At 57.5% G+C, this 14278-nt stretch carries 13 protein-coding genes; 5 read left to right on the top strand and 8 right to left on the bottom strand.

All coding sequences use genetic code 11. The features are described 5' to 3' along the window. Positions 1–9 precede the first annotated feature (9 nt). The 3 genes from ACR0AL_RS10580 to ACR0AL_RS10570 are packed head-to-tail and all read left to right on the top strand — an operon-like array spanning position 10 to position 2620. Positions 10–1239: a class I SAM-dependent RNA methyltransferase gene (locus tag ACR0AL_RS10580; RefSeq protein WP_480662930.1), complete on the top strand. Its 1230-nt coding sequence runs from the start codon at positions 10–12 to the stop codon at positions 1237–1239. Between the two features lie 20 nt (positions 1240–1259). After that, positions 1260–2045: an ion transporter gene (locus tag ACR0AL_RS10575; protein WP_170349843.1), complete on the top strand. Its 786-nt coding sequence runs from the start codon at positions 1260–1262 to the stop codon at positions 2043–2045. A 56-nt stretch (positions 2046–2101) separates the two neighbouring features. After that, complete coding sequence (locus tag ACR0AL_RS10570; RefSeq protein ID WP_170349579.1) at positions 2102–2620, top strand: L,D-transpeptidase family protein; 519 nt, start codon at positions 2102–2104, stop codon at positions 2618–2620. On the opposite strand, the gene ACR0AL_RS10565 is transcribed toward ACR0AL_RS10570, so the two are convergent. From ACR0AL_RS10565 to cysQ, 7 genes are all read right to left on the bottom strand, one after another. After that, entirely contained in the window at positions 2604–4049 is a 1446-nt protein-coding gene (locus ACR0AL_RS10565; RefSeq protein ID WP_480662928.1) for a nodulation protein NodH, read from the bottom strand. The two genes, ACR0AL_RS10570 and ACR0AL_RS10565, sit on opposite strands and share 17 nt — an antisense overlap. 6 nt (positions 4050–4055) lie before the next feature. Beyond that, positions 4056–5756 carry a DUF5927 domain-containing protein gene (locus ACR0AL_RS10560; RefSeq protein ID WP_480662927.1) on the bottom strand — a complete coding sequence of 567 codons (1701 nt, stop codon included), beginning with the start codon at positions 5754–5756 and terminating at the stop codon, positions 4056–4058. Beyond that, entirely contained in the window at positions 5753–6739 is a 987-nt protein-coding gene (locus ACR0AL_RS10555; protein ID WP_170533175.1) for a glycosyltransferase family 2 protein, read from the bottom strand. The genes ACR0AL_RS10560 and ACR0AL_RS10555 overlap by 4 nt, the downstream gene beginning before the upstream one ends. A gap of 166 nt (positions 6740–6905) precedes the next feature. Then, positions 6906–7943: a glycosyltransferase family 2 protein gene (locus ACR0AL_RS10550; RefSeq protein WP_480662925.1), complete on the bottom strand. Its 1038-nt coding sequence runs from the start codon at positions 7941–7943 to the stop codon at positions 6906–6908. 7 nt (positions 7944–7950) lie between these two features. Further along, on the bottom strand, positions 7951–8934 hold the full coding sequence (gene galE, locus ACR0AL_RS10545; RefSeq protein WP_480662923.1) for a UDP-glucose 4-epimerase GalE: 984 nt from the start codon (positions 8932–8934) through the stop codon (positions 7951–7953). A 70-nt stretch (positions 8935–9004) separates the two neighbouring features. Then, a complete protein-coding gene (locus ACR0AL_RS10540) occupies positions 9005–9805 on the bottom strand; it encodes a 3-deoxy-manno-octulosonate cytidylyltransferase family protein (RefSeq protein WP_170349585.1) in 801 nt (266 codons plus the stop codon). After that, positions 9805–10602 carry a 3'(2'),5'-bisphosphate nucleotidase CysQ gene (gene cysQ, locus ACR0AL_RS10535; RefSeq protein WP_170349586.1) on the bottom strand — a complete coding sequence of 266 codons (798 nt, stop codon included), beginning with the start codon at positions 10600–10602 and terminating at the stop codon, positions 9805–9807. The genes ACR0AL_RS10540 and cysQ overlap by 1 nt, the downstream gene beginning before the upstream one ends. Before the next feature lie 122 nt (positions 10603–10724). Here cysQ and ACR0AL_RS10530 point away from each other — a divergent pair, with 122 nt between their 5' ends. Further along, positions 10725–11546 carry an ABC transporter permease gene (locus ACR0AL_RS10530; protein WP_170349587.1) on the top strand — a complete coding sequence of 274 codons (822 nt, stop codon included), beginning with the start codon at positions 10725–10727 and terminating at the stop codon, positions 11544–11546. Here ACR0AL_RS10530 and ACR0AL_RS10525 read toward each other — a convergent pair. After that, positions 11543–12145, bottom strand: coding sequence for an alpha-ketoglutarate-dependent dioxygenase AlkB family protein (locus ACR0AL_RS10525; protein ID WP_170349588.1), 603 nt, complete (start codon positions 12143–12145; stop codon positions 11543–11545). The genes ACR0AL_RS10530 and ACR0AL_RS10525 overlap by 4 nt on opposite strands. 212 nt (positions 12146–12357) lie before the next feature. On the opposite strand from ACR0AL_RS10525, the gene dnaK reads away from it, so the two are divergent. Beyond that, entirely contained in the window at positions 12358–14265 is a 1908-nt protein-coding gene (gene dnaK, locus ACR0AL_RS10520; protein WP_170349589.1) for a molecular chaperone DnaK, read from the top strand. Positions 14266–14278 lie beyond the last annotated feature (13 nt).

Here is a 14278-nt window from a genome sequence, read left to right as displayed (position 1 = left end):
AGGCCCCTTATGACGCAACACTTCACCATAAATCGCCTGGGTCATCAGGGAGACGGCATTGCTGACGGCCCGGTTTACGCGCCGCGTACCCTGCCAGGTGAGGTGGTAAGTGGTACATTAGTAGGGCAGCTGCTGACTGACATACGGGTTGAAACACCCTCGGACCAAAGGGTGAAACCTCCTTGCCGTCACTACAAGGCCTGTGGTGGATGCCAATTGCAGCACGCCGCAGATGATTTTGTGGCCAACTGGAAGGTCGAAGTGGTGCGCACCGCACTGGCGGCGCAGGGGCTAGAGGCGCAGATGCGCCCGATCCATACTTCGCCCGAGCGGTCGCGCCGCCGTGCCACGATCGCCGTGCGTCGGACCAAAAAGGGCACGCTGGCCGGATTCCATGGCCGCGCGTCCGACACGATCACCGAAATCCCCGATTGTCATCTGCTGGACCCGGCCCTGATTTCTGCCATACCGGTGGCCGAGGCGCTGGCTATTCTGGGCGGAAGTCGCAAGGGCGTGCTGGCCGTGACACTGACCTTGTCCGAAGGCGGGCTGGATGTGGCCGTCAAAGGTGGCAAACCGCTGGATGGGCCGTTGGAACTGGCATTGGCGCAGGCAACCGAGAAGCACGGCTTGGCGCGGCTTAGCTGGGATGGTGAAGTGATCGCAATGCGCCAACCTCCGATGCAACGCTTTGGGGGTGCTGGGGTTGTGCCACCGCCCGGAGCATTCCTGCAGGCGACAAGAGATGGAGAACAGGCTCTATTACAGTCAGTATTACAGGCGACGCAGGGTAAAAAGCGCATTGCCGACCTGTTTGCAGGCAGTGGGACCTTCTCACTCCCCCTCGCCGAAAATGCCGAGGTTCACGCGGTCGAAGGTGAAGCCGCGATGACGGATGCGCTGGATCAGGGCTGGCGCCGCGCGCAAGGGTTGAAACGGGTCACGACCGAGTCCCGCGACCTGTTCCGCCGCCCGCTGATGCCCGATGAGTTGAAATCCTTTGACGCCGTTGTGCTGGACCCGCCCCGCGCCGGGGCCGAGGCGCAAGTTGTCGAACTGGCACAGGCGCAGCGCCCGGTGATTGCATATGTCTCGTGCAACCCGGTGACCTTCGCGCGGGACGCAAGAACGCTGGTTAATGCGGGCTACACTCTTGAATGGGTACAGGTGGTGGACCAATTTCGATGGTCGTCACACACGGAACTTGCCGCGCGGTTTGTATGGGGGCCCGCATCATGAGCAGACAGGAGAGTGTCAATATGGGCTTCAATCAGCGTCTGCTGACCATCATCGAACATCCCACTTTTGGCCGGTTCATCACTGCGGTCATCATCTTTAATGCTGTGTTGTTGGGGATGGAGACATCGCCAACCCTGATGGAGGCCGCGGGACCCCTGATCGTGACGCTGGACACAATCTGTCTGGCCATTTTCGTGGCCGAGATCGCCATGAAGCTGTTGGCGACCGGGCGACGGTTCTTTCTCAGCGGCTGGAACGTCTTTGACTTTATCGTTGTCGGCATTGCCCTCATCCCCAGCGCCGGGGGGCTGTCGGTATTGCGGGCGTTGCGAATCCTGCGGGTACTGCGGGTTATCTCGGTCGCGCCGCGCCTGCGGCGGGTGGTCGAGGGTTTTATTTCGGCCCTGCCGGGCATGGCCAGCGTATTCCTGTTGATGGCGATCCTGTTCTACATCGGTGCCGTGATCTCGACCAAGCTGTTCTCGGCCACTTTCCCGGACTGGTTCGGCGACCTAGGTCTGTCGGCCTATACGCTGTTCCAGATCATGACGCTGGAAAGCTGGTCCATGGGCATTGTCCGTCCGGTGATGGAGGTCTATCCCTATGCCTGGCTGTTCTTTGTTCCGTTCATCATGGTCACCACCTTTGCGGTCGTGAACTTGCTGGTCGGTCTGATTGTGAACTCGATGCAGGATGCGCATCATGCCGAGGATGAGGTGCGAACTGACGCCTATCGCGACGAAGTATTGGAACGGCTGGAAAGCATCGAGCGCCGCCTGACCGAACAGCAGCACATCAAAAAGTGATTTCAGTTTTTCGGAAATCTGGCATAATGCTGAAAAAAAAGAGCAGGCAGTGACACATGGATCGTCGAGCATTTGGATTGGGCGCTATGGCAACGCTGGGCCTTTCGGCCTGTGCCACAGCTAGCCCACGATTTCTGACATATGATGGCCCCGAGGTGACTTCTTTGGTCATCAACAAGGGCGCGCGGAAGATGTATCTTCTGCACAACCAAACCATTCTCAAGGAATACAAAGTCGATTTGGGCTTTGCGCCAGATGGTACAAAGACAAAGCGCGGTGATGGCCGCACGCCCGAAGGCAGCTATCTGATCGACCGTCGCAACCCCAACAGTCGCTATCACCTGTCGCTGGGGATTTCCTATCCGAATTCCAATGATATCGCGCAGGCCAAGGCGGCCGGTGTTGATCCGGGTGGTGATATTTTCATTCACGGTCAGCCGAAAAAGCGGTCGGAACTGAAACGCGCCAAGAAGACAGCGGATTGGACCGCCGGTTGTATCGCCGTCAAGAATGAAGAGATCGAAGAGATCTATGCGATGGTCAACAAGGGCACACTGATCACGCTGCGCCCGTAACTGGTTCCCAATCCCCGAACCCGAATTGCACATAGTCGCGCTGGTAGGCCTCAGCCGCCAGCGTTTCTAATCTGTCGTCATAAATTTCGGCCAACGTGAACGGGATTTCCGGCGCGCAAAACCCGGGTGTTGGTGGGCTGTCATGCCCCATCCGTCTGGCTAGATCGGGCAGGGTTGTTGCGATATCATCCTCGCGCAGGATGAAGTCAGGCAGAGCAAAGGATGCCATCCCGTCTAATACCTGAGACTGGCTGCACCACGTTCCATCCACACGAACGGGCGTCTGTCCAGCCAGATTTTGGCGTAGGAAGATTAGGAAGGCCGAAAACGCCTCATAATGCTGATCAACCGGGTAATTGCCGTCACGCAGCTGACCCGGGATCGGAATTTTGAACCGGTTGCGCAGCATATTTCGGATTTTCAGGTAAGCGCCGGGCCCGGTGCTGAGGATGTTGGAGCAAAAGGCCGAATGCGCCCGTGCCAGAGGGTGCTGTAGTACCGTGAATTTTCGGTGTCCGGGATGAGCGTGCAGCCATCGCCGCATCTGTTTGCGGTTCAGATTGGTGACCAGCTTGTCGGTGCTGACCGAGTCAAGATCGGCCATCCATTGGGTCACAGGTGCCTCAAGCCCGCCGCGTATCGGCATAAACATCAAGGGCGTATGCGGCGCGGCGACATAATTGCCGACGGTCGATCCGCGCCGGGGCTCGAAATTCGGGGTGCGATGCAGGTTGAAACTGTCGATCCGGGCCAAGGCATGCTCGGTCTCTTCCGGGTTTGTCACCTTGGACAGGGTCGGGCCCGGGTTCTGCGGCTTGATCGTATCGTCAATCGAAGCCGACCGCGCCGAAATACCCAACCACGCGGCCAGCCCGTTCAGCACCTCCAGATTGGTCAGGTCGTCATAGGAAATGTAAAACCCGGTTTGACCTGTTCGCTGAAGGGTATTGAGCAACAAGAGCTGAAAATCCTGCTGTCTATCCAGATAGGATTCAAACTCTTCCGCATTAAACTCTACCTGTGCTTCGCGGCGGCGTTTGATGTTCTTCAGTTGCCACTGCTTGGTTTCCCGCGCAATTTTCAACGAAACGTAACTGTCCAGAGGATTGCGCGTCAAAATGATTTTGGCGCAGCGTGGGTCAGCCAAAACAGGCTCTAACACGCGGTTATCGTGCCCCTGAAAGAAGCGGAACCCATTTAACTCGCCGGGTGCATCTTTGATTGCCTGCACCAGTTTCATCGGATCGCCGTCACGATCTTCCAAAGTTACATCCAACAGACTTTCAGATTTCAGCCGACCAATGAAATGTGGGTTGAATGCCTCACCAAAGCTGGTGACGCCTTCAAGCGCGTTGAGATTGAACTCAAGCAGGTTGGACCCGGTGCGCATCGCGGCGAGGATGACGAAATAGTCGAACTTGGATGTCATGACAGACTATTGCACCAGATAGGGTTTCTTGAATGGCCGAACCCGCGCGCCGAAAATATCATCTGCCGGAAAATCCCCCACCAAATAAGGATGCATTCCCTGATTTTTGAGGTTCTGGAGGAATTGTCCAAAGCCAGTCAAATCCACCATTTTTGGCGCCTCGGTCAAATGGTTCGCGCGATGGGTGCCGATTTCCTCGATCACGGTCTGCATGGGCTCCATCGGAGATTCCACAAATTCGGCCAAGGACCAGGTCCGCACCTGCGCCTTGGTCCAGACCGAGCCCAGAACCTCAAGCTGTTTGGTTTCAATCTGTTGAAGGCGTGCCGCTTCACAGCGGATATCGGCGAAATTCATGTTCGACCGGAACAGTGGGATCGCCCAGGCCCCGGTGATAACCGAGATTTGCGCGTTCTTATCCCGCGCCAGAAACCAGCTGATCTTTTGCGTGTCCCCGGGACCGAATTGAAAGCACTGCCGCTCACCCCGTGTGTTCCAGATCAGGTTCGAGATAAAGGCCGTTGGGTTATAGTCACGCAGAACCGCACAATCGCTGAGCGCACCGTTTGTGATCGTGTCCCCGTTGGCGAACTCGGCCCGAGCGGGGCCAAACAGGTGCCCATGCACCCGTGCGCCTGTGGTCTCAGCCAGCCAGGGTTCAAAATCCTCGAACAGCTCGGCAAAGCCCTGAAATACCGAATAAGGGAATGAGGTCAGGCCGTTCTCACTGCCGTGGCGAGGAAAGCGGCTTTGCATGTACAGCCCGTCGCGCCCACGGGTTCGACGCTCGACCGCTTTGGAAAATACCCGGTCGATCTTGCCCGGGTTGGGTTCGGCTGGTCGCATGGCGCTGCTCTGATCGGTCAGAAAGGCCTGATACAGCCGATCAGCACGCGGCCAGATCTTTCGGGCCACAAAACAGTCCGACCGGCGCAGCAACTGCAGATGATCATCATAAAAGATATGTGGTCGCCCCTGATAGTCGAATTTCGACAAGGTCAGCGACCGGCTTTCGATGTGGGTGGAATACAGTCGGGCCAGCGTCTGGAAATAGCTTTCATCCGGAATCCAGACGCGGCGGAAATAGCGGTCATAGGTCTGCCGCTTGGGGTCCTGCAGAATGGCCGACAGGGTCTGTCGGGTCAGGCACCACCATTGGCTGCCCATATGCGGCATCAGCCCTTCGGGGATTTTGCGGCGCATCCCGAGGGCGCGTTGCAGTTTTACATAAGCGTCGAACAGTTTGCGGTTCCGGCGCCAGGAAAACGGAAAGCGCAGTGTAAAACGTTCCTGATCCAGCCCACCGATCGTCCAGCTGACATCGGCGGTCGTGGCGCTTTCGATGAAATCGACCCGAGGCCGGTCAGAAAGATAGTCGATCAGCTCATCCACGGGCCGCAGGGGCAGGCAGGCCCCCGAAGACAGGTAGACGTGATGTACATCCGGAAAAGCCTCAAGCATCAGTTCGGACGCGGATTGTGAGGCCGCGACAATTCCCCAACTACCCCATTCGCAGGTATGGCGTTCCGAGAACCGGATCAACGCTTCATCCGCGAATGCGGCAACGAAATCGGAATAAACTTGATCCGGCACTTTGCGGTCCACATGGATCACCACCGGACAGCCCGATGCCGTCCAATGCCGTGCCACCTGCTCGGCCCGGTGCAGTGCTGTATGAACCAGCATAACAACGCCCAGACGGCTCATGCCCAGTTTCCTTTCGACATGAGGCCAAGGATCTCAAGCTGACGCCAGTTGATGTATTTCTCGGACCGGTCGCACCAAAACACCGGCTGCTCGTCCAGCCCCTGGGCATATGCGCGATATTCGCCCGAGCGGCGGTAATGCTGGCCACGCTGCATCTCTTCGCGGGCTTTGTCGCCCAGCGTGCTGATCAGCTTTGCGTGCAGCAACGCGCCACTGGTCTTTTCACCGCCCCAATCGTCATAAACCTGGTTTAAGCCACGCGGCAGCAGCGAATGGGTCGAGCTGACATAGACATAGCGACGGTCCCATTTGACCAAGGGGATCTTGTTCAGCGCAGGCGCTTGCAAGGGGGTGTCGCGAAAGAACACGCGCGCACGAGGTCCCCCCTGAATCCACAGATTCTTATACTCGGGGTTCTTTGTGATCATATAGTTGCCAGCATCAAACCAGCGGGCGATCTCAAACGGGTCCTGTCCTTCGTGATACGGCTGAGCATCCACTGGTCCTTGCGGATACATGTCGATCAGCATGGTGCCGAAACTGCGTACCGCGCAGCCGTCCAGCCAATCGGTCAGGGCGCGGATCGGACGGGTGTCGCAGAACGGATAGATAAAGAACTCATCCGGGTCGACTGTCAGAACCCAATGTCCGTGTGCGTATTTTCGCAACAGGTAGTTTGACCAATCCAATCCAAACGAAGCCTGTTTATAGCTGGCATTTGCCCGCCAGACCGAAACGTCGGGTTGGCTTGCCAGGTATTCGCCCGAGCCATCATCGCTGTCGTTGTCGACAAACAGAAAATGATCGACGCCCAACCTGCGGTAGTATTCCAGAAAGTAAGGCAGGCGGATTTTCTCGTTCCGCAGAACGCTCATCAACAAGATATCGTCGCGTTGGATATCGTTGGTCTTGTCGGAAATCGGCTTTAATTGCCGACGTTTGCGCAGGCAGCGCACCAGACGACGCTTGCGCCGCAATCTCATTCGGTATGAATCCAACAGGCTCACGCGTTTGCACTGCCTTTTTCGTTACGCGAGCATGCCCGGGGGCTGGACGATCCAGAGTGGTGCCGGGCAAGTGCCGTTTTATGCCATTGATGTATCTTTCAAGGCAACGAATTTAAAAACCGTTAGTCACATATGCTGCTTTTCAGCAAACTTTCCCCATCAGACCCAATTGTTGTAACTGGGCCCAGCCCTCAAGACGCACGGACTGAGGCGTCCACATGTCGGGGCGGTTTCCAATTGCATCATAATATGACCCAAATAGGTCGGGATCATGAAAATGCTGCCGTCGGGTTTTTTCGGTCGATGACTTGTCCACCACCTCGGGAAGAAATTTGGTGTGCAGCAACACGCCCGAAGGCGTCTTGCCGCCGGGGCCGTCATAGACCGCGTTCAGATGCCGGGGCAGGGCCGAGTGGCACGAGTTCACATAGGCATAGCGCCGTGACCAGCGCACCAGCGGGATTTTGTTCAACGTGGGCGAATGCCGCGGCCTGTCGGCAAAAAACATCCGTTCTCGCGCGCCACCCTGCACCCACAGGTTTCCCAATGGGCTTTGGCGCTGCGCCCGGTAGGGGCCGGGATCGAACCAGCTAAGGGTTTTGGTCGGGTCCATTTCGGGGTCATAGGGCTGCGCGCCCAGTGGCCCCTTGGGGTAGAGATCCAGCAGCAGCGCGCCAAAGGCGATGTGGCCTTGTTGGTCCAAGGTGCCTGTTAGGTCATGCAGGGATTTGCTGTCGTAGTTGGGGTAGATCAGCAGCTCATCCGCGTCCACCATCAAGGTCCAGTGTCCGTGGCCATAGCGCATTTGCAGCCATGTCAGCCAATCCAAACCGTATCGCGCGTCGCGATAGCTGTTAGAGGTCTGCCACAGCGACACATCGGGCTGATCGCGCAGAAATCCGACCGAGCCGTCATCGCTGCCGTTATCCACGACCAGAAAGTGATCCACCCCGAGCCCGCGATAGTGGCGGAAGAACCACGGAAGGCGATTGATTTCATTGCGCAACGTGGTGAAGGCCAGTACCGCGCCGGGTCTGATTTGCGCGGTCTGATCCTTGAGGCTGGCTAGCTGATGGCGGCTGCGAAAGGATCGCCAAAGCAACCGCCGTCGTTTCAGACGCAACCGGTACTTCTGCACCCATCCAATGGGTGGAAGATTATCGGCTACATGATCTGTCACCTATGGCTCACTTTTCGTAATTGCCGTTCTGATGCCAGCGCCAGGCATCACTGATCATAGTCTCTAACGTTGATCTTTTTGGGGTCCAACCAAGCTCTTGCCCGGCGCGGACCGAGCCTGAAACAAGCTTGGTGCAATCGCCAGCGCGGCGGGGGCCGATGGAATAGGGCACCTCGCGGTTAGTGACGGCTTTGGAATGGCTGATCACCTCCATCACCGAAAAGCCCGATCCGGTGCCAAGGTTGAAAACCCGACTACCCTTGCCCTGTTCCAGCCAGTTCAACCCCAAAACATGAGCATCGACCAGATCACAGACATGCACATAGTCGCGGATGCAGGTACCGTCGGGCGTGTCGTAATCGGTGCCGAATACGGTCAGCCCGTCGCGCTTGCCGTCAATGGCGTCCAGCATCAGCGGCACCAGATGAGTTTCGGGACGGTGGAATTCCCCCACTTCACCCTCGGGGTCGGCACCGGCCACGTTGAAATAGCGGAAGATCACGTGATTCAGGCCATATGCAGCCTCGAAATCATGCAGGATATCTTCGATGGCCCGCTTTGAGGCACCATAAGCGTTCAGCGGCAGTTGCGGTGTGTCTTCATCCAGCACCACATTGTCATGCTCACCATAGGTGGCGCAGGTCGAGGAGAACACAAAGTTCAGGCAACCGGCTGCCACGGCTGCCTCGATCAGGTTCAGTGACCCTGTGACATTGTTGGTCCAATATCTGCCTGGCTGGGACATCGCCTCGCCCACCTGACTGAGGGCGGCGAAGTGCATTACGGCGGCGGGCTGGTATTTGGCGAAGACCTCATCCAACCGAGCGCGATCCAGCAGATCGCCCTGTTCGAACGGTCCGAATTTCACCGCGTCCTGCCAGCCGGTGATCAGGTTGTCATAAGTCACGGGTGTATAGCCCGCCTGCGCCAGCGCTTTGCAGGCATGCGATCCGATATATCCAGCCCCGCCGGTTACAAGAATATTGGTCATCTGTCTTCCAGACAAAGAAGTTTGTGCCCTGCTATGCCAACAGGTGTGTCCAGGTCAGGGGGAAAATGGCTCAATCCAACCCCATCGCGGCCATCATTTCCTCAAGCTTGGGAACGTCCTGCGGGTTGTTCAGCTCCCAGAACTGGCGGCCTTTGGCCTCAACCTCGACGCACAGAACTTTGCGGCCATTCTCCATAAAGCGCAGTTGCTCAAGCCCTTCCAGCTGTTCCAGCGGGCCCACCGGCCAGGTGGAATAGGCGGCCAAAGCATCGGGGCGATAGGCGTAGACGCCGACATGGTGGAAAACCGGGGTCTCTTCTTCGCCTGCGTAGGTCTCGGCGGTGAACGGGACGACTTCTTTTGAGAAATACATGGCGCTGTGATCCGCGGCGAAGACGGCGGTGGTGCCGCCAACGCGCCCGTGCTTGCGGTCGTTCAGCAGACTGTTCAGCGCGTCACCATCGCAGCGCAGCACGGGTGTGGCCACGCCCGCCCCGGGCGCGGCGCGCAGGCCAGCGACTAGGTCTTCGACAAACCAATGCGGTGTCAGCGGCGCGTCGCCTTGCAGGTTCACCACGATGTCATAGCCAGCGCCAAGGTTGGCATGGGTCTCAGCGCAGCGTTCGGTGCCATTGCCACAGCTTTCCGAGGTCATCACCACCTCGGCCCCGAACCCTTCGGCCACTTCGCGGATGCGGTCGTCATCGGTGGCAACGACCACCTTGTCGACGCCCGACACCGAACAGGCAGCGCGCCAGGACCGCTCGATCAACGTCATCGCGGTGCCATTGGCGCCGGTCAGCGGAACCAGCGGTTTGCCCGGATAGCGGGTCGAGGCATAGCGGGCGGGAATGGCGATCAGAACGGACATCAGGCCTCCTTCAGGTCAACACCCGGAGCGTAGGCGATAAAGAACGGGTTTGCATAGCCGTCCTTGCCATAGGTCAGCGGTGAATGATCATCAAAGCGCACCACGTTGCCGCCCGCACCGGCCAGCACGGCATGGCCCGCGGCGGTGTCCCATTCCATCGTGCGGCCAACGCGGGGGTAAAGATCTGCCTCGCCCGTGGCCACCAAACAAAATTTCAGGGATGAGCCCGCGCTCTTGCTGTCCTTGACCTGATATTTGTTGATGTAATCCTCGGTGGCCTGATCGCGGTGCGATTTCGACGCCACGATTAGAAGTGCTGAATTTTCCGGATTAGACACTGATATGGAAGTCACCTCCCCAGCCTGGGCTTTGTCCAATGCTCCGGTCTCTTCAACCGACTGACCATCGGCCTGTGTATAAAACATGCGACCCTTTGCAGGCGCATAAACCACGCCACGGGTTGGAACGCCGTTTTCGACCAACGCAATATTCACCGTGAAATCGCCGCGCCGGTTGATGAATTCTTTGGTGCCGTCCAAAGGATCGACAATCAGGAATCTGTCACCCTTTTCTGAATGCGAGGCGGACTGTTCCTCGGTCACCAGCAGAATATCCGGGAAGGCATCGCGCAGACCGGCCGAAATCAAGGCATCGGCAGCTTCGTCTGCTTCGGTCACCGGGCTGGAATCGGATTTGACCTTTACGTCGAAATCATCCGAATTGTAGATCTCCATGATCTTGTCACCGGCTTCCAGGGCCAGCCGTCGAATGACGGGAATGAGGGCGTCGTAGGTCACAAAAAAGCTCCGTTCCTGTGATTTGTTGATCGAATAGCCTGACGGCCTTATGATGTGCCGGTTACGGAACGGCAAGAATTTCGTGACAGATTGCAGGCGAAAAAACGGGAAAGACGCTTCGGGTGTATTATTTCAAGCGAAACCAGTCCTTACTGGGCGGCGCGTTCACAACGGCCGAGCTGATTTTCCACGCCGTTGTTCGCAGCATACGGTCCCAGCATCACAACGCGGTCGTGGCCATAATCATCAACATCTTGCAGGTTCTCGCCCTGGTTTTGGTGTTGTATACGATCCTGTCTTTCCTGGGACCACGTATTGCAAGAATCCGGGGCGAATTTGTCCTGTTTCTGCTGTCGGGCGTATTTCTGTTCATTACCCATATCAAGTCCGTCAGCGCGGTAGCGGGGGTCGGGACCGGCAACAACCCGATGATGCTGCATTCGCCGATGAACATGGTTGTCGTCCTGTTGGCCACCGCTTTTGGGGCGCTTTACACGCAGATTGTGACAATCATCGTGATCCTCTTTATTTACAGTGTAGCAGTCGCGCCAATTGAAATTCAGGAACCGGGCGGCGCTTTTGGCATGTTGATCCTGAGCTGGTTTGTTGGCTGCGCAATTGGCGTCGTCTTCATGGCTCTGCGACCGTGGTTTCCCACTTTTGTGACAGTCCTGACCAATATCTACCGGCGCTTGAACATGATCTTTTCGGGTAAAATGTTCGTGGCGAATGCGCTGGGCGGTGCCACGTTGGCCATGTTCACCTGGAACCCCCTGTTTCACGTCATCGATCAGTGCCGCGGTTTTCTTTTCCGCAATTATTTTCCTCGCAATACCAGCTGGGAATACGCGCTTTGGGTGGGGCTGATCCTGCTGCTGATCGGCTTGTTGGGAATTTTCTTCTCTCGTCAGCATGTGTCCCAAAGCTGGGAGGCGCGCCGCTAACCTGCCACACGCAGCGTCAGGTTGATCCGACCACCCTTGGGCAACAGTTTTGATGATCCGAACCGGATGCGGTCGACGCCGTGATAGGTCAGCCGGGCGGGCCCGCCCATGATCACCACATCACCCGAGTTCAACCAGATGGATTCGGTCTTGCCGCCCCGTGTCTGGTTGCCGATGCGGAACAGGGCATCATCCCCCAGTGAGATCGACAGGACCGGCCAGGAAAAATCGGCCTCGTCCTTGTCCTGATGCAATCCCATCCGGGCCCCTTCGCCGTAGTAGTTGATCAAACAGCAATCAGGATCACGGTCCGCACTGGCAAGGTCGCGCCAGATACCAAGAATCTGCTCCGGGATCGCGGGCCAAACCGCGCCTTTGGGGTGTTGCGCCTGATATCTGTACCCCGTCTTGTCGGTGACCCAGCCCAGTGACCCGGCCGACGTCATACGCACGGACATTTCCTTACCCGATGGCGTGACCGGCCGGAACAAAGGGGCGGATTTCAGAATCGGCCGCAGGCTGTCGATCAGCCGCTCCTGCGCGGGCCCGTCCAGCCAGGCTTTCCTGATATCAAAACCGCGTAAAAGCAGCCGCGCCATCCGAGAATCCCCGATCCTTGCCAAAACCTTGCCAAAAAGGCCACAGATTCCCGAAAACCTGCGTTTTACAACGCTTGCAGGCCTCTGATCCCGCCCTTATATACGCCGGGACGCGCGATGGTGTAGGGCTGTTGCGCACATCAGATCGGGGCCGGGTGCCATAACGGGTTCGGACCTCGGGACATCGCCTTGAAGAGAAAGGGATTGAACATATGGGAAAAGTAATCGGGATTGACCTCGGAACCACCAACTCGTGTGTGGCCATCATGGACGGCTCGCAGCCGAAGGTCATCGAAAACGCCGAAGGGGCGCGGACCACGCCCTCGATCGTCGCCTTCACCGAAGATGAGCGACTGGTCGGTCAGCCTGCAAAACGCCAGGCGGTCACCAACCCCGACAACACGATCTTTGGTGTTAAGCGTCTGATCGGTCGTCGTGTGGATGATGCAGAAGTCGAAAAAGACAAGAAAATGGTGCCGTACGCCATCGTCGATGGCGGCAATGGCGACGCGTGGGTGGAAGCCCGCGGTGAAAAGTACTCCCCAAGCCAGATCTCGGCCTTCACTCTGGGCAAGATGAAGGAAACCGCCGAGAGCTATCTGGGTGAGGAAGTCACGCAAGCCGTGATCACCGTTCCTGCATATTTCAACGACGCACAGCGTCAGGCCACCAAAGACGCCGGTAAAATCGCCGGTCTGGAAGTGCTGCGGATCATCAACGAACCGACAGCGGCTGCGCTGGCCTATGGTCTGGACAAAGAAGAAACTCAAACCATCGCGGTCTATGACCTTGGTGGCGGTACTTTCGACGTGACCATTCTGGAAATCGACGACGGCCTGTTCGAGGTCAAATCGACCAACGGTGACACCTTCCTAGGTGGTGAAGACTTTGACATGCGCATCGTCAACTACCTGGCGGATGAGTTCAAAAAGGAACACGGTGTCGACCTGTCGCAAGACAAGATGGCGCTGCAGCGTCTGAAAGAAGCTGCTGAGAAAGCCAAGATTGAGCTGTCTTCGACTTCGCAAACCGAAATCAACCAGCCGTTCATCTCGATGGGTTCGAACGGTCAGCCGCTGCACATGGTCATGAAACTGACCCGTGCCAAGCTGGAATCGTTGGTTTCGGACCTGATCAAAAAGTCGATGAAGCCCTGCCAGGCCGCACTGAAAGACGCTGGTCTGTCGGCTGGCGACATTGACGAGGTTGTTCTGGTCGGTGGTATGACCCGGATGCCGAAAGTGATCGAAGAGGTCACCAAGTTCTTCGGGAAAGAGCCGCACAAGGGTGTGAACCCGGACGAAGTGGTTGCCATGGGCGCCGCCATTCAGGCCGGTGTTCTGCAGGGCGACGTCAAAGACGTAGTTCTGCTGGACGTGACCCCGCTGTCGCTGGGGATTGAGACGCTGGGTGGGGTGTTCACCCGTCTGATCGACCGCAACACCACGATCCCGACCAAAAAGTCTCAGGTCTTCTCGACCGCCGAGGACAACCAGAACGCCGTAACCATCCGCGTGTTCCAGGGTGAGCGTGAAATGGCTGCGGACAACAAGATCCTGGGTCAGTTCAACCTCGAAGATATCCCGCCTGCACCGCGCGGCATGCCTCAGATCGAGGTGACTTTTGATATCGACGCCAACGGCATTGTCTCGGTTTCGGCCAAGGACAAAGGCACTGGCAAAGAGCAGAAGATCACCATCCAGGCCTCGGGCGGTCTGTCGGATGAAGACATCGACAAGATGGTCAAGGACGCCGAAGAGAACGCGGAAGCCGACAAGGAACGCCGCGAGCTGGTAGACGCCAAGAACCAGGCGGAAAGCCTCATCCACTCGACCGAAAAGTCGATGGAAGAGCATGCCGACAAAGTCGACCCGACCACCATCGAAGCCATCGAGCTGGCAATTGCCGCGCTGAAGGACGAGCTGGAGACCGAGAATGCCGACAAGATCAAGTCGGGCATCCAGAACGTCACCGAAGCGGCCATGAAGCTGGGCGAAGCCATCTACAAGGCGCAAGCCGAAGAAGGTGAGGATGAACCTGCGGCGGCAGATGCTGCGCCGGGTGAGGACGACATTGTTGACGCCGAGTTCGAAGATCTGGACGACGACAAGCGTAACTAACGGGTAACCGGGC

The organism is Ruegeria sp. BB1, assembly GCF_056539465.1.
The sequence above is the reverse complement of the archived record's forward strand: the minus strand, read 5'-3'. Positions and strand labels throughout refer to the sequence as shown.